Source organism: Candidatus Hydrogenedentota bacterium, from assembly GCA_019637335.1.
Taxonomy (GTDB): Bacteria; Hydrogenedentota; Hydrogenedentia; order Hydrogenedentales; family JAEUWI01; genus JAEUWI01.
The window spans coordinates 197,792-213,875 of sequence record JAHBVV010000008.1 but is presented as its reverse complement, the minus strand read 5'-3'; the positions used below and the strand labels follow the sequence as shown (position 1 = coordinate 213,875).

General features: G+C 65.6%; 13 protein-coding genes. 6 read left to right on the top strand and 7 right to left on the bottom strand.

What is annotated here, in order from left to right; genetic code table 11:
- Positions 1-232: 232 nt before the first annotated feature.
- The 4 genes from KF886_11700 to thiE all read left to right on the top strand — a co-directional run bounded on the left by KF886_11700 (position 233) and on the right by thiE (position 5,062).
- Positions 233-880, top strand: coding sequence for a hypothetical protein (locus KF886_11700; protein MBX3178020.1), 648 nt, complete (start codon positions 233-235; stop codon positions 878-880).
- 4 nt (positions 881-884) lie between these two features.
- Complete coding sequence (locus KF886_11695) at positions 885-3,596, top strand: glycosyltransferase family 39 protein (GenBank protein ID MBX3178019.1); 2,712 nt, start codon at positions 885-887, stop codon at positions 3,594-3,596.
- A 606-nt stretch (positions 3,597-4,202) separates the two neighbouring features.
- Positions 4,203-4,403, top strand: a complete 201-nt coding sequence (thiS, locus tag KF886_11690; protein ID MBX3178018.1) for a sulfur carrier protein ThiS — start codon at positions 4,203-4,205, stop codon at positions 4,401-4,403.
- On the top strand, positions 4,403-5,062 hold the full coding sequence (gene thiE, locus KF886_11685; protein MBX3178017.1) for a thiamine phosphate synthase: 660 nt from the start codon (positions 4,403-4,405) through the stop codon (positions 5,060-5,062). Before thiS ends, thiE begins: the two co-directional genes overlap by 1 nt.
- 529 nt (positions 5,063-5,591) lie before the next feature.
- Here thiE and thiH read toward each other — a convergent pair.
- Positions 5,592-6,716 (bottom strand): 2-iminoacetate synthase ThiH, encoded by a 1,125-nt coding sequence (thiH, locus tag KF886_11680; protein ID MBX3178016.1) that lies wholly within the window; start codon positions 6,714-6,716, stop codon positions 5,592-5,594.
- A 212-nt stretch (positions 6,717-6,928) separates the two neighbouring features.
- Here thiH and KF886_11675 point away from each other — a divergent pair, with 212 nt between their 5' ends.
- Entirely contained in the window at positions 6,929-8,980 is a 2,052-nt protein-coding gene (locus tag KF886_11675) for a PKD domain-containing protein (protein MBX3178015.1), read from the top strand.
- On the top strand, positions 8,977-10,533 hold the full coding sequence (locus KF886_11670; protein MBX3178014.1) for a carboxypeptidase regulatory-like domain-containing protein: 1,557 nt from the start codon (positions 8,977-8,979) through the stop codon (positions 10,531-10,533). Before KF886_11675 ends, KF886_11670 begins: the two co-directional genes overlap by 4 nt.
- Here KF886_11670 and KF886_11665 read toward each other — a convergent pair.
- The 6 genes from KF886_11665 to rpsK form a co-directional block, all read right to left on the bottom strand.
- On the bottom strand, positions 10,490-12,061 hold the full coding sequence (locus KF886_11665) for a glycosyltransferase (GenBank protein MBX3178013.1): 1,572 nt from the start codon (positions 12,059-12,061) through the stop codon (positions 10,490-10,492). The two genes, KF886_11670 and KF886_11665, sit on opposite strands and share 44 nt — an antisense overlap.
- Positions 12,062-12,087: 26 nt before the next feature.
- On the bottom strand, positions 12,088-13,038 hold the full coding sequence (locus KF886_11660) for an HD domain-containing protein (protein MBX3178012.1): 951 nt from the start codon (positions 13,036-13,038) through the stop codon (positions 12,088-12,090).
- Positions 13,039-13,091: 53 nt separating this feature from the next.
- Positions 13,092-14,030: a carboxypeptidase regulatory-like domain-containing protein gene (locus KF886_11655; GenBank protein MBX3178011.1), complete on the bottom strand. Its 939-nt coding sequence runs from the start codon at positions 14,028-14,030 to the stop codon at positions 13,092-13,094.
- Between the two features lie 114 nt (positions 14,031-14,144).
- Positions 14,145-14,522: a 50S ribosomal protein L17 gene (gene rplQ, locus KF886_11650; GenBank protein MBX3178010.1), complete on the bottom strand. Its 378-nt coding sequence runs from the start codon at positions 14,520-14,522 to the stop codon at positions 14,145-14,147.
- 2 nt (positions 14,523-14,524) lie between these two features.
- Positions 14,525-15,553 carry a DNA-directed RNA polymerase subunit alpha gene (locus tag KF886_11645; GenBank protein ID MBX3178009.1) on the bottom strand — a complete coding sequence of 343 codons (1,029 nt, stop codon included), beginning with the start codon at positions 15,551-15,553 and terminating at the stop codon, positions 14,525-14,527.
- Positions 15,554-15,652: 99 nt separating this feature from the next.
- The gene (gene rpsK, locus KF886_11640) at positions 15,653-16,051 is read right to left on the bottom strand and encodes a 30S ribosomal protein S11 (protein ID MBX3178008.1); all 399 of its coding nucleotides are present in this window, start codon (positions 16,049-16,051) and stop codon (positions 15,653-15,655) included.
- Between the last annotated feature and the right edge of the window lie 33 nt (positions 16,052-16,084).

The window sequence follows — 16,084 nt, the reverse complement described above, 5'->3', positions numbered from 1 at the left end:
ATCTCGTATCGGCGAACGCCTTACTTCAGACGGCTAAAGAATTACCGTCTCTCTTTCTCTTCGTCTCTCTTCCTCTTCGTGACCTTCGCGCCCTTCGTGGTGATCGTCGTTTCGATTGCGGCCAGCCAATTGCTCCGTCCCCGTATCCCCCCCGCGTTGCAGGCCATTCCATCAGCCCACTATAATGCGGGCTCTCCCTCCTCCGGGTTCAAACACCGTTTGTGAGCACGCCATGACGACCACCCCCGACACATCGCCAGAAACCGCTCTCGTTCCCCTTCCGAATGCGCATCGCGGCCGCCACCACACCGGCGCGCGCACCGCGCCCGAGCACACGCTGCTGTCAATCGCACTCCTGCTGCTCGCTGGCGCGGGAGCCGCGTACTTCATGGACCGCTTCGTCCGCGACGAATCCCCCGCGGTCCTCGCGTGGACGCTCAACCAGCCGCCCGATCCCGCGGTTTGGGAATTCCCGGACGAAGGCGCGTCTTTTGGCCGCGATGGAGCCGCCTTTACCATTGAGGAGTCCGGTTTCGGCCCCAAGCTCACGCTCGATCTGCCCGCCGGTAGCGCGCGCTGGCTCGCGGCCGTGGTCACGGTAACCGAGGAAAACTCCGGAAAGCCCGTCCCCTTTGCGCTCGGTTGGTACTGGGCCCGCGCCGAAGATCTGGATCAAACGCCCGAAGAGCCCTTCGCGAGCAACCGCGCCATGGTGCTCCAACCCTACCTCCGCCACCGCCCGCGCCTCCGCCGCGCCGAAATGGCCACCCACCCGCTCTGGGCCGGTGACGTGAAGCAGGGCGTTTTCACCATCAAGCTCCCGCCCGAGGCCACTGGCCCGTTCCGTGTCCGCTTCGAGCGCGTCGAATTCCAGGAGTAATCCCATGTCCCGTTCCACAAAAGGCATGCCCTGGGTGCGCGCCGCAAATGGCATCCTCCTCGCCGCACTCGCGGGCTACGGGGCCTTTCTCCGCTGGTACGCCGCGGACGTCAGCCTCTACGATACGGAAATCCTTGCCCGCGAGCGCGCGGATGAGTCCCTGGGCTATATCCTCATGCACGGCGGCGCGCCCCTGCACGACCTGCTCATGAAGGCCAGCCTCCGCCTGGGCGACACCGAAGCCGCGCTCCGCCTCCCGGGACTGCTCGCCGGTGTCCTGACCATTCTCGCCGCCTGGGCCCTCCTCTGCCGACTCCACTCGCGCACCGCCGGCCTCGTCGCCGCCGCGCTCGTCACCTTCAATCCCTTCCTCATCAACCTCAGCCAGTACGCCAGCCCCGAGGCCCTGCTCCTGCTCTTCGCGCTCCTGTCCGCCTGGGCGCTCATCGAGTTCCTGGAAACCCGCCGCTGGTACGCCTGGCTCGCGTTCACGGCCTGCGCCATCCTCGCCCTGGCCCCGAACTCCGCATTTCTGCCCGCGCTCATCCTCATGACCGCCGCCAGCGCGCTCTATCTCCTGGCCGGTGTCTCGGGCGGCCCCGCCAAACGAATCACGCTGGCCGCCCTCCTCGTCGCCGGCGCCGCCGCCGCGCCCGCGCTCCTCGGCGCCCGGGGACACGATCCCCGCGAATCCTGGCGCTTCGATGTCGCCGTCTGGGCCCCAAGCCAGGCCAACGCCCTTCAGGTTGCCCCGGAACGCCCCATGGGCGGCGGCCAGGCGGAAACCACAATCAGTGACGGCAAGACCCGCTACCGCCTCACCGCATTCGACCTCGTCGAGTACCTGAAACGCACCTTCTGGAACACCTCCCGGTGGATCTGGGCGGCCATCGTCCCGATTCTCGTGTGGGGGCTGCTCGATCTGCTGTACCGCCGGCCCGCCGCGGGCATCGTATTCGCCAGCGGCTCCCTCCTCGGGCCCGCCGCGCTCTTCCTGTTCACCCAGCCGCACCCCTACCACCCGCGCGACTTCGCCTTCCTCGCGATCTTCGCCATCGTCCTCGCCGCCGCCGGCGTCTGCGTGCTGCCGCGCTTCCTGGCGCACCTGACAGGCGCCCCGCGAAACATTCGTCTCTGGCGGCGCACAGAAGACTCCGCGCCGCATCCCCCCATGTCCGCCCCGGGCCTCATCTATCCCGCCATCATTATCGCGCTTGCGGCCCCGCTCGCCCCCCAGATCAACGCCGCCTACCAGTCCTACCCGGTCTACGGCTACCTGCCCCTCGGGCCCGGACCCGTCAACCGCGTGCCCGTCCACAACTGGAAGGCCCTCTTCGAAGAAGCCGCGCCCGTCGCGGGCGTGGATGACGTCTTCGTCTTCATGGGGCCCGACTACGGCTACGGCCCGCGATTCGCCCGGTACTACCTGGAACGCCTCCGCCGCTGGCGTCCCGCAAACACCGGCCCCGACCTCCGCTTCGGAAAGCCCGACGCCGCCCTGCTCCGGGCGCTCGCAGCGGAGCACCCCAACGTCAGCCTCTGGTTCGCCGGCACACTCTCCCAGCAGGTGCGCGATTTCGAAAACTTCTTCACCGCCGCCGGCGCGCGCCACCGCGACTTCCTCGAAAACAACACCGTGGATGGGCTGCGCCTCTACGCGCTCGGCGCGCCGGTCACCAACCTCGCCATCAACAGCGACTTCGAAGCCGGCTGGTCCCAGGATGAACTGCCGCCGGGAGTCGCCCTGGATCGGCGCGGCGCGGGCGATGGCGCCCAGTCAATCCGCATCGGCGTGGCGCCGGCGGAAGACGGGTCCACGCCGGGCGAGGCATTCGCGCGCGTCCGCGTGGCGCCCCAGGGCTACCGCCTCCGCAACAACGGCTTCGAGGCCTGGCGCGACGGCATGCCGGTGGGCTGGATCGCCAACGAGGGCGCGGATGCCGCCATCGAACGCGAGGATCAGGGCTTCCAGGGCGGCGTCGGACTGCGTCTGAAACCAGCGGAAAGCCCCACCATGCTCCGCCAGTCGATTCCCGTACCCCTGGCCCCCGGGCGCACCCTCCAGGTCCAGGCCATGGGCCACTGCGAAACCCCCAACAACCTCCACCTCACCGTCCGCTTCAACGGCCCGGGATTCCAGGAGGAGCGCCACGCCGTCCACCCCGGAAACGGCCAGTGGATCCTCATGCAGGCCGAAATGGACATCCCCGAGAACGCCGACCCCAACAGCATCGCGCTGGAAGTCTGGCGCACCCCCGGCGGAACCGGCAACGCCATCGTGGACAACGTCGAGCTGCGCGTGAAGAACCTGGGAAGCCGCCTCGAGCCCGGGGCGCCGTACACCGTCTCCATGCTCGCGCGCACCGCAAACCTCCAGGCGCGCGGAGGCGCCCGCGGCCACGGCGCCGTGCGCCTCGCCTGGGTCACGCCGGACGGCGAAACGGGACACGCCCCCCTCATGCCCTTGCGCCCCTCCGTGGCCTGGCGCCCCGTACACGGCGTCTTCCACCCCGGCAAGGACATCCCCCTCGAAATCGAAGAACTCTACGTCGAAATCGGGATCGAAGCGGGCAACACCGGCCTCGTCTGGGCCGACAACGTGCAGGTGGAGGCCGGCGATCGCCCGACGCCCTACGCAAGAACGTACCGCCTCCCGCACGACGAGGCGCTGGCCAATATCGACCTCGGCGCATTCAACATCGAAACACCGTGGTAGACCCGCGCGCCGCACTGGTATACCATGAAGCAGGAATCCCACGGCGCATCCAAAGTTCAATCAGAAAACAGGTACTCAGACATTTCGGGCTGCAAAATGTAGGATAGCCGTCCCGGCTCTCCAAAGCGGCAAAGCCGCCGCCGCGGACAGTACGGGCTGCAAAATGTGTATCACTTTAGTCGAACGAAGTACAGTGGCCAAACCAAAGCGACTTGCAGAATAAAGGCTGCGTGCAACTATGGAGCGCCGGCGGCCCGCCGGCAGGTTGCGCCCCCGGCGCAATACAACTATGGAGCGCCATTTCTTCAGCGCCAAAAGCGCGGATCATACCAGCCTGGGCCGAAGGCCCAGGTAAAATGACGGCGATTTCGGCAAGGGCTGAAAGCCCGTATCATAGTGGAGTTACGGCGAGCCGCACTTCCCTACAACAGTCTTTCGAGTTAATAGCAAGTCCTCACCCAGGTGTAAGCATTCCAAAACGCCCAACAACACGGCGCCGGAATTTTCCGATCCATACACTCAACCATCACAAATAACCGCATTAAAATAGCCGCGGGACAGGTCGAAATACCCCAATCCCGTTTCCAATTGAAGAAAGGAGACACCATGCAGGTCAGCGTTAATAGCGAATCGCACGACGTGGCCCCGGGCACGTCGCTCCAGGCCCTCCTCGACGCCATGGAAATCAACTGCGAAGCCCTGGTCGTCCAACGCAACGACGATATCGTCGCCAGGCAAGACTTCGCCGCCACCGAGCTCGCCGACGGCGACGTCCTCGAACTCGTCCGCTTCGTCGGAGGCGGTTGATGGATCTCGCCTCCCGAATGGCCCGCTTCGAAGCGGCCGACCTCTACGTCGTCATCACCAGCGAGTTCTGCGCCGGGCGGACCCCGCTTGACGTGCTCGACGCCTGCCTGCGCGCCGGCGTCCGGCTCATACAATTCCGTGAAAAGTCCGCGCCAGCGGCCGAACTTGTCGCCCTCGGCCACGCCTTCGCCGACCGCTGTCGCGAGGCCGGCGCCCTGCTCATCGTGAACGATCGCGTCGACGTCGCTCTCGCCATTGGCGCCGACGGCGTACACCTCGGCCAGGACGACTTCCCCGTGGCCGACGCCCGCCGCATCGCCCCCGACCTCCTCGTGGGCGCCAGCACGCACAACCTCGAAGAAGCCCTCGCCGCGCAGAATGCCGGCGCGACCTACGTCAACATCGGCCCCATCTACGCCACCCAGACCAAATCCGTGCCCACCGGCGCCGTCGGCCCAGAGATGATCGACGCCATCCGCCCGCACCTCCGGATCCCCTTCACCTGCATGGGCGGCATCAAAGCGCACAACCTCGCCGAAGTCGTCCGCCGCGGAACACGCCGCATCGCCGTCGTTACCGCCGTCACCGCCGCGGAAAACGTCCAGGCCGCCGCCCGGGACCTGCGCCGCGCCATCCACGAAGCCGCCAACCGCAACTGATCCGCCAGCCCAGCAGGATCGCGATCACTCCCCAGGGGACTGCATCCGGCTGGCAAGTGGGCCAACCTCCTGTCCAATGCCGCCAATCCAGCCGGTGGCTGTACCCCCAAGAGCCCAGCCCCTACGCCTGTGCCACATTCTACTCTTGAGAACCAAGGTGAAGCGTGCAAGGAACGTGGCACAGTCGTCCCGGCTGTGTACCCGTTGCAAAGCAACCGGCCTTTCATACTCAACGGGTGACGCCACGCGTCATCAACGGCTGTACCCCGGCGGACCGCATCCGGCTGGCAAGTGGGCCAACCTCCTGTCCAATGCCGCCAATCCAGCCGGTGGCTGCTCTGAAAAAAACGCCTCGGCATCACCACAGCTGCCTCATACAAACCAGATTACCGCATCTCCCCCAAGGGAAGCGGCAAAGGCTGGGAGCGCAGGCGTCCCCGCCTGCCAGGCGGCGAAGCCGCCGTCCATTTTCATCTCTAATGGGTGACGCAACGCATCATGAAAGGCTGCACCCCCAAGAGCCCAGACCCTACGCCCGATCAAAGGCCCGATCAAAGTCCTTCCAGACCGGATCATAACCCGCCGCGCGGATGGCCTCGACCACTTCACCGGGACTCCGCAAGTCCTCGATCTCGAACTGCTCCAGCACCTCGACGCCGCGCGTGGCGTAGCCGCCGGGACGCGTGCTGGATCCGGCGCTCATGTGCGTCACGCCCAGCGGTATCAGCTTGTCCCGGAACGCCGACGCCTCCCGCGTACTCAGATTAAAGCCCACCTCCGGCAGAAACAGCCGCAACGCCAGCATCCCCTGCACGAGATCGGCGTCCCGCACGAAATCCCGAACCTGGAATCGCTCCGGCATGTGCAGAATACGTGGGAATGAGACCGATATCGCGGACTGCCAACAGGCCTTCTGCAGGTGTCGCGCGTGCAGACCGACCCAGATCAGCTCATCCCGCCACTGGTGCAGGCCCAGCAGCGCGCCAATGCTCAACTTCCTCACCCCGGCATTACCGGCCCGCTCGGTGGCGTCCAGCCGGTAGTCATAATCGGCCTTCTGGCCCTCCAGGTGAACCTGCGCGTATGTGGGCCGGTGGTAGGTCTCCATGTAAAGCGTTACGCCCTCCAGACCCGCCTCCACCCAGCGCCGGTAATCGGCTTCGTCCACCGCGTACACCTCCACGGAGACGCCGCTGAAGTACTCCCGCGCAATGCCGATGGCGTCCGCAATGTGCTCCACCTTCACCCGCTTCGGCGCTTCCCCGGTGAGAATCAGGATATTCTCGTATCCGAGCGTCGCCAGCGCCTCGCACTCCCGCCGGATCTCGCGCGGCCGCAGGGTCACGCGCTTCTCCTTGTTTCCGGATCGGACCGAAAAGCCGCAGTAGACACAATCCGCCGCGCACAGGTTGGAGATGTACAGCGGTGCGTAGAGCGAGATCGTCCGCCCGAAGTGCCAGCGCGTCAGGCGGTTGGCCTTCTGCGCCATAGGCTCCAGGAACGCGCGCGCGGCCGGCGAAAGCAGCGCGCCGAGAGCCGCAATGTCCAGATCGTCCTTGTCCAGCGCCGCCTCCACCTGGGCGGGCGTCGCCTCCTGGTACAGCGGCTGAAGGCGCTCGGCGGGCCATTGGGCTATGGTGGGCTTGAAACTCATTCGGGCAAGGTGACTCGGCAGGGTTCGGGAAAGTGTTGGGGGCGCCTGGGGAGCCCCGCGACGGCTATTTTACCGCGCACACGCGGGACCTTTCCATGCGGGGCCCCGCTCCACCAAGTAACGCGCCCGCGCCCCGCGGCATTCCCGGGTAGCCACCCCGCCCGGGCTTTCTGTTAGAATCAAGATTGATTAGAACGAAAAGGATTGGGCCCATGACGCGTTATATCCTGGCTGGACTGCTTTGCCTTGCGGCGTCCGCGGACACCCCGGAAGCCCCGGGAAGCATATTCGACACCGATTCCGGCGCCCCCGGGCTCACCGGCGGGATCGCGGATCCGGACGCCCCCGTCGAAAACATCCTTCCCGACAAGGAGGAAGACCCCATGGGCCACGCGCTGGCCAACATGGAGCTCCGGCAGAAAGTCGCGCAACTCATGGTGGTCACCATGGAAGGCTCACACGCCCCCTCCGTCGCCGATCTGGCGTACCTGAAGTCCTATACCCCCGGCGGCGCGATTATCCCCCGTATCCTGAAGCCCACCTATGCGGCAATCTATGTGACCAAACTGCGGGGTGTGGAGCAGGTTTCCGGAATCCCGCTCTGGATAGGCACAAACATCTACCGGCTGACCCGCTCGGAGCGCGAAGACTTCAATGAGTTCGTGCAGCTCCCGTCGCCCCTCTCCCTCGCCGCCGCCAACGACGAAAGGGTAACCCGCGACGTTGCCCAGCTGCTCGCCGAACACCTCTCGCTGATGGGCTTCAACCTGCACCTGGGCCCCTCCCTCGAAATGGCGCCCACCCTCCCCGGCGCGGAGGGCACGGTGTACACCCTGGGCAGCGACCCCGCCTTCATCGGCGGCGCCTTCGGGATCATGCGCGATGTCTTTCGGGATCACGGCGTGCTCGCCGTGCCCCTGGGCTTCCCGGGCGGCGGCGCGAACCGGGCCAGAAAAACCTCCGCCGTGCTGCTCACGCCATCGGCAACGCTCGTGGAGACCGATCTGGCCCCCTACATACAGGCGATCGCCGGCGGAAGCCCGATTATCCATGTCGGCAACACCCTCGTGCCCACGCTGGATCCGGCGAGTCCACCCGCGTGCGTCTCCGAAGCCGTGATTGGCGGCCTACTCCGCCGGGATCTGGGCTACCAGGGCATTATCCTCGCCGGGCCCATGGACACCCAGGATGTCGCCGGTTTGCTCGATCCCGCGGTGGCGGCCATACGCGCACTGAGCTACGGCGCGGACATGATCTACTGGAACGCCGCGGGCAACAGCGAAATGCGCGCGGTGGACAACATTGTCCTGGCCGTCAAAGACGGGCGCCTTTCGGAAGAAGTCATTGATCGCGCCCTGAAGCGCGTGCTGGACTACAAGTTCGAGCACCGCCAGGCCGAGGTGATGGCGCTGAAGGAGAAAAAAGCCGCGCCCCTCGAAAAACAGGCCCAACTTGCCAAGCGGGTCCAAGCCATCGAACGGCAGGCAGTTACCGTGGTCCAGAATCGCGGCGGGGTGCTCCCGTTGCGCAAGGATGCGTCGATGCCCATCGGCGTAACCGGCGTCGTCGGCGTGGAAACCCTGGCCAAAGGGCTCGAAAAGCATATCAAGCCCATCTCGCGGCAATTGATCACAACAGCGCGGCACATTGGCGAGATAAAGGACTTCGAAATCCGCCGTGTGACCAGCCACATCCGGGGCATTCGGACCGTGGTGCTCATTCTCACGGATACCGATCGCCCGGGCGGCCAGGTCGCCCTGATCAAGGCCCTGAAGGAAAAGGGCGTCAATGTTGTGGTGGTCCTGCTGGGCTATCCGAGCAACCTCCCGCACCTGGCGATCGCCGATGCCATCGTGCTCGCATACTGCGATCCCGCCAAGTATGAACAAACGATCGGGTCCATGGCCGACATCCTGGCCGGCGAGGCCCCGATAGGATTCATGCATGTGCCCGGCGACATCCGGGTGCCCGTTGGCGTCTCCAAGCGCTACAATGCCTTCGATCTCGTGCGTGTGCCGTCGGGCCGCCTTCCCATCTCGCTCTCCGACCGCTTCACGGTCGGCCTCTCGGCGCCCTATGACCCGCAATACACCGTGAAAAGGGTGCAGTGGGACTTTGGCAACGGCAAGAAATCGAAAAGCCAGGAAACCCTGCACACCTACAACGAGCCCGGGCGCTATCTCGTTTCGCTCTCGGTCACGAGCAAGAAGGGCGAAACCGCCGCCTATACCTTCTATGTTGTCGCGGATGCGGGCGGCCCATGACGGCGCACCGTCCCATACGCGGCCCGGCGGGAATCCCCGGCCGCTGGCTGCTCTGCGGCGCCGCGTGTTGCCTCGCCGCCATGGCCGCGGCCGCCGATCACACGACCTACGTGGTCGCGCTGCCCGGCGCGAACCGGGATACCCTCGCGGCCGTGGAGGCGCTGGGCGGTGTGATCGACCATTTTGACGGGCGCGAGGCCCGAGCCTACATTCACGCGGACCACTGGGAACGTTTCCAGGCGGCGGGCCTCCCCCACGCCATCGTGGAGGTGCAGCCGCGGGACGCGAAGGCGCTGGCCGAGTATCCGAGCTACGCCGCGATCGGCGACATACTGGCGCAAGCGGCGGAAGACCACCCGGACATAGTCCGTCTCTTCTCCCTGGGCCGCTCGGTGCAGGGCCGCGAAATCTGGGCAATTCTCATCACGGATCAGCCGGATGTGGAGGAGGACGAGCCGGAATTCGCCTACATTTCGACCCTGCACGGCGATGAACCGGTCGGTACGGTGCTGTGCCTGAACTTCCTGTCGGATCTCCTCGCCGGCTACGGCAACGACCCCGGCGTTACAGACCTGGTGAATGAAACGGCAATCTGGCTCGTGCCCCTCGCCAATCCGGATGGCTACACCCTCGGGATTCGCTGGAACGCGAACAATGTCGATCTGAATCGGGCCTTTCCGGAATTCAGCCGCGATTTCACCGGCACGGTCTTTGACTTGGGCGCGCCGGACACCGCGGGACGCCAGCCGGAAGTCGCCCACCTCATGCGCTGGACCGCGGAGCAGAGCCTGGTGCTCGGCGCGAACTACCACACCGGCGCGCTCCTCGTGAACTACCCGTACGACGAGGAGCCCGGTATTCCCAGCGGCTCGGATGCCCCCACGCCCGACGACCCCCTCATGCGCGACATTTCAAGCGCCTACGCGGAACGGAACCCGCCCATGTTCAACAGCCCCGCCTTTCCCGGCGGGGTCTCCAATGGCTCCGCCTGGTACAGCATCTCGGGCGGCATGCAGGACTGGCAGTATCGCTACGCCGGCATGGTGAATGTAACGCTGGAAGTCTCGAACATCAAGGCCCCGGCAAGCGCCGCCCTCGCGGGGCTGTGGGAGGAAAACCGGGCCGCCATGTTCGCCTACCTCGATCTCGTACACCGGGGCGCGCGCGGCGTCGTCACCGATCGCGTGTCTGGCGCGCCCCTCCACGCCCGGGTGCTGGTGGACGACAACCCCCAACCCGTCTTCACGGACTCGGACGCGGGCGACTACCACCGGATGCTGCTCCCAGGAACCTACACACTCCGCGTCGAGGCGCCCGGCTACATTCCCTTTGTGGTCCGGGGCGTCACGGTGGACGGGAACGGCGCGACGCGGGCGGACGCGGCGCTTTCCACGGGCGATGTCAACCGCGACGGGGACGTCAACGCGGCTGACCTGCAACTGGTTATCAACGCGGTGCTCGAACTGAACAATCTGCCCGATGCGGATGTCGATGGCGGCGGCGTGGGCGCTACGGACGTCCAGCACCTGGTGAACCGGGTCCTTCGCCGCTGAAGATCTGAACGCCGGGGTTCGTGTCGACGCCATTGACCGGAAAAGCCCGGTAGAGTTGGGCCACGATCTCGTCCGGCGTGGCGGTCTGCTGGCACGCCACCACCAGATGATAGTGCCCGCGTTCGGAGCCGTGCCGCCACACCAGGGGGCGGTAGCGCCAGGGGGCCATCCAGCGGACCAGCGCGGAGAAGGCCAGTTCGCCCGCGCTCGCCAGGATATCGGCCTCGTCGAGGACAAATAGCACGTGGCCCCCTTCCGCCAGCGCCGCCGTCGACGCGTTGAACACGTAGTCCCATTCAAGCCCCGATTCAACCGGCTTCCGCCAGAGAATCGCGTCGTAATCCGCGCCCGGCAGCGGCGCCCCCGGGTCCAGCAGCGCCGCCGCGTCGTAGGAACGCCCCCGCCGTTCGAGGGCCCCCGAATCGGGAGCGATCGCCGCCACATACTCCACCCCCAGGCGCCGCAACGCCACCCGGCTCGCGTCCAGGCCCATCCCCACATCCAGCAGACGGCGGGCGCCCCACGGAACAAACTCAGCCACGCGCTGACCCGATTTGCGCGGGCGCGCACCCCCCTCCGCCAGGCCAGGCGCATGGCGGGCCACAATCTCCAGCAGTTCCCGAACGCGGTGGACATAGGTATGCTTCTCCAGCGCCTCACGGCGCCCGGCTTCGCCAATGGCCGCCGCCCAGTCGGGATGGTCCAAGGCGTGGCGGACGCGCTCCATCAGGTTGTCGTCCGTATAGGCAATGAGATGCCGCCCATCCTCGAAGAGCTCAAAAAGCCCGTTGGCCGCCGCCTCCGCGTTCGTCACCAGCGGCTTGCCCGTCGCCAGGGCCTCGAAGACGCGCATGTTCACGTCCTGCGCAATGCTCGCGTTGAAGATCAGCCGCGCGCGGCCATAGGCCTCCGCCATCGCGTCGCTCCCGAGACCAAACGCGTAGCCCAGCTTAAACTCGGCCTCCAGCCGCTTCAGGCGCGCCACCCGCTGGCGGTTCACCATGAAATGCGTGCTCCCGATAAACGCGATGTCGAATTCCTCGGGAACCTCCGCCGCGTAATGCGCCTCGGGGTCGCAGGCGAGCGGCAGCCAGAAGGCGTGGCGGCACCCCATCTGCCGCATGAGCGGCGCGATGCCCTTCTGCGCAAGAAACACGAAGTCGTACTGGTGCGCCAGCACGAAATCACGAGGGTCGTGCCAGGTATCGACCGAAATGTACGCCGTGGGGCAGCCCAGCTCCGCAATACCGGCGATCACCGGGCCGCCGGACTGAATCGCCACCACCAGATCCGGCGTCCACCCTTCGGGGAGCAGCGCCAGGAGCGCCCCCGCATCATCGGCATCGCTGATGATGTCGTTCTTCACCACGTACCGCTCCACCGCGGCCCAGTCGGGAAAATCGTGGTTCTCCGGCCCCGTCGCCGGCCCGATGGCGATCGTGTCGCAGGCCTGCCGGAACGCCTTCACATAGAACGCGGACCAGTGCAGCAGCGATTCTCGGGCGAAGATGCATACGCGCGGGGGCATGGCGGCCTGCCTCGATGGTAAGCGGTTCAGCCGTCTTCCGTGGTCCAGATCATTCGGTCGATCAGCGGCATATATTCCGACCACGCCTGGTTCCGATCGCGCGCTTCGCGGGCAATCCGGCTGTAGGCCGCGGCCTGGGCGTCCAAGTTGTCGATATGGTGCAGCACCACCGCCTCCAGCGTCTTCGGCACAACCGGAGAACCATACTGCAATTCCCCGTGGTGCGCCAGGATGCAGTGAAGAATCTGCAGGCGGAGCGTTTCCGGAAAGCCGTCAATCGCGCCGATCTTCTCCGATACCTGCGCCGCCCCGATCTGCACATGGCCGAGCAGGCGCCCCGGCGTGGTGTATTCCACCACGAGGTCGTGCGTCATCTCCTCCAGCTTGCCAATGTCGTGCAGGAAGATGCCCGCCACGAGCACATCCCGGTTGATGTCCGAGAAGAGCTCGCACATCGTATCCCCAAGGCGGAACATCTCGCAGGTGTGCCGCGCAAGCCCCCCCCGGTATTCGTGGTGCCACTTTTTCGCCGCGGCCGCGCTGGAGAACGCGACGTTGAAGGCCGCGTCGTTCCAGAACGCATCCACCAGACGCCGGATCCACGGATCCTGCACGGTATCCAGCACGGCGCGGATGGTGTCCATGTCTTCCCGCATGCTCTCGGGCGTGAATACCAGATCCGAAATGTCGTACTCGCCCTCCTTCAGCGGGACGACCTGCTCCACCTGAAGCTGGAGGCGCCCCTGGTAGGAATTCACCTTGGCCTTCACGCTGACCACGTCGCCCACTTCGAACTGCCGGGAAACCTCCGCGGCGTTGTTCCACATGATCCCGCCAATTTCACCGGTGCGGTCCTTGAAGACCATGCCGAGAAACTTGCCCCCATCCTGCTTCGTGCGGAGGTCGTTGCGGGTCGCGATAAATACGTCGCTGACCAGGTCGCCTTCCTGCATCGTGTTTATGAAATGCTTTTTCATTAAGTCCTCCGGAGCGTTGGGGGTACTGGCGGTTCGCGCCGGCCCGGCGGCGCTCAGGCGCCCGCGCCGGGACCGGCGTCTTCCCCGGCCCGGTCCCCGCCTTCCTCTTCCAAACCCTCTTCGGCCTCCGCTTCGGGAGCCTGTATACCGATCAGGTAGACGGATTCCTCGGTGGTGCTGTCGCCGTCCAGCGCGCCCCAGTGGATCGCGTACACGCCGGGCTGCATCGCGACAGCGGGCCGGATCTGCCAGAGCAGCCGCTCGGGCAGATCCACGGGAATGGTTTCAATGGGCAGCCGCACGGCGGCGGCCCAGATGGATTCGGTAATGGAATCGTCAATCTTCTCGCCCGGCGGCGGAGCCTCCACACCCGGGCGAAACACCCGGGCCGTTTCCAGGCGGGAGAGTTGCCAGTCGTAGGTCGCCATCTTGTGGCTCACGAAAAACACCGGCGACTCGGATAGCTCCACCTCCGGCAGGATCTTGGCGTTCAATCCATACACCGCGCCGCCATTCAGCGCGCGGTAGCGCTCCGGCGTCGCGCGGGTAAGCGATTCGTAGTGAATGCCCTCGAGCAGATACACCCCGCGCGCGGCGGGAAGCGGCCAGAGAGCGACCGGCGGCGCTTCAACCGATCGCGCATTCCCGGTATCGAGGTTCTGGTAGGCCGTTGTGAAGCCGGACTTGATGTACTCCAGCTCCCAGGCGCCCGGCGGGACGGACAGAATATTGGGCCGCCGGCCGAAAATACCGTTCCCGTTGGTCACCCCAAAGGCCTGGGCCGCCTCCACTTTCACCGATACGCCCGGCAGGGGCTCGCCATCGACATTGGTCACCAGGCCGGTAACCGCCACGCGCGGGTTGCATCCCGCAAAGGCGGCCACGCTCGCGAGCAGGGCCGGGAAAATTGCCCGCGGCAGGCCGGCGCGCCGCTGCGCGCGCCTCCCGGCGGGGCGTACGGCGCGGTTGCTGATGGGGGTTGCCGATTTCATTGGCCTGCCATTCTATACGAGGCGCGATGCGGATACAACCGGCGCCGGCCAATAAAACAGGAGCAGCGCCCTGAAGCGCTGCTCCCGGAATACATCCATGCGGGCGGAGGGGGCTTAATCCTCCTCGGTGTACTCGCCCATTTCCACGAGCTCAATCCGCGCCATCGGCGCCGCGTCGCCCAGCCGGTTGCCCAGGCGGAGAATGCGCGTATAACCGCCCGGACGTTCGGCGAAGGCCGGCCCGATCGTGTTGAAAAGACGGCTGACCGAATTCGTGTCCCGCAATTTCGCAAAGGCGCGCCGGCGGTTCGCCACCGTGTCCACCTTGCTCAGCGTAATCAGCGGTTCCGCGAACTTCCGCAGTTCCTTGGCCTTCAGGTGGCCGGTTTCAATGGCGCTGTGTTCGAAGAGCGCGTTCGCAAGGCTCTGCATCGTGGCCTTGCGGTGGGACATGTCCCGGCCCAGGCGCCTTCCAGCTTTACGGTGCCGCATCGTTATTCATCCTCATCGTTGTCGGGCTCGTCCTCAACCGCGGGGGCAGCGGGAACGCTGGCCGCGGCCGGCGCGCCGACCTTCATGCCAAGGGACATGCCCATCGAATCGAGCAGCGCCTTGATCTCGTCCAAAGATTTCTTGCCGAAGTTGTGGAACTGCAGCATTTCGCTCTCTTCGCGGGCCACCAGATCGCCGATGGTGCGAATGTTTGCGGCCTTGAGGCAATTCGCCGCGCGAACGCTCAGCTCCAGCTCGTCGACGTTGCGCGCAAGCGTCCGCATAAGCTCCGGATCCTCCGGCGCGTTGTCGCCGCCCAGCGCATCGCCTTCCTGCTCCTGCTTCACAAAGATCCGCAGGTGGTTGATCAGCAGGCCCGCCGCCTCTTCCAGCGCGCGTTCCGGCGAAATCGAACCATTCGTCCAGATATCCAGAAGAAGGCGATCGTAGTCCGTCGTCTGGCCGACGCGCGCGTCCTCCACCTGGAAGTTAACCTTCTTCACCGGCGAGAAGTTCGCGTCAAGGTAGATCGTGTCAATCGGCGCGTGTTCGAGCTCGAAATGCTCGGCGGTTACATAGCCGCGGCCCCGGTCCACCTTGATCTCCATCTCCAGCTTCGTCGATTTCGACGTCGACGTCAGCACCACGTGCTCCGGGTTGAACACATCGACCAGCTCCTGGTCCTTGAATATGTCCCCGGCCGTGATCTCGCCCTCCCCGCTGAAACTGTACGTGAAGATCAGCGCCTCGTCCCGGTTCAGCCGGAGGTCGCACTTCTTCAGATTCAGGACAAACTCGGTCACGTCCTCGCGGACGCCGGGTATCGCCGAAAACTCGTTCGAGATTCCCTCGACACGGATCGCCGTTACGGCCGTTCCCTGCAGGGAAGCGAGCAGAACGCGCCGCAGCGAGTTGCCCACGGTCGTTCCGTAGCCGCGCTCGAACGGCTCGACGGTGATACGCGAAAACTTCACGTTCGCCTCGTCATCGATCTTAACGTATCTCGGGATCGTAAATTCTTTTGCTATCATCTATCCACGCCTCTCAGGACACACGGTGCAGTTCAGCCCCGGCGCAGGCCCAACGCCCAGGCGCCTCGCTTATTTCCCAATGCCGGTGCGGAGACCGGATTAGACCCGGCGCCGCTTGGGGGGGCGGCAGCCGTTGTGCGGAACGCGCGTCACGTCCTTGATGAGCGACACGGTCAGGCCCGCCGCCTGGATGGCGCGGATCGCGGATTCGCGACCGGCCCCGGGGCCGTTCACGTATACCCGAACTTCCTTCAGCCCCATTTCCAGGGCCTTCGTGCTCGCCTGCTCGGCGCTCAGCTGCGCGGCGAAAGCCGTGCTCTTGCGGGAACCAGAGAAGCCCACCTGTCCCGCGCTCGACCACGCGATCACGTTGCCCTGCGGATCCGTGATGGACACGATCGTGTTGTTGAAGGTCGCCTGGATGTGCGCGACGCCCGACGTCGCGTTCAGGGCGACTCGGCGCTTCTTGTTCTTGGTCTTTCGTTTTTCTTTCGCCACGTGACGAGGCCTCCTCTGGCTTCAGGGTTTGAC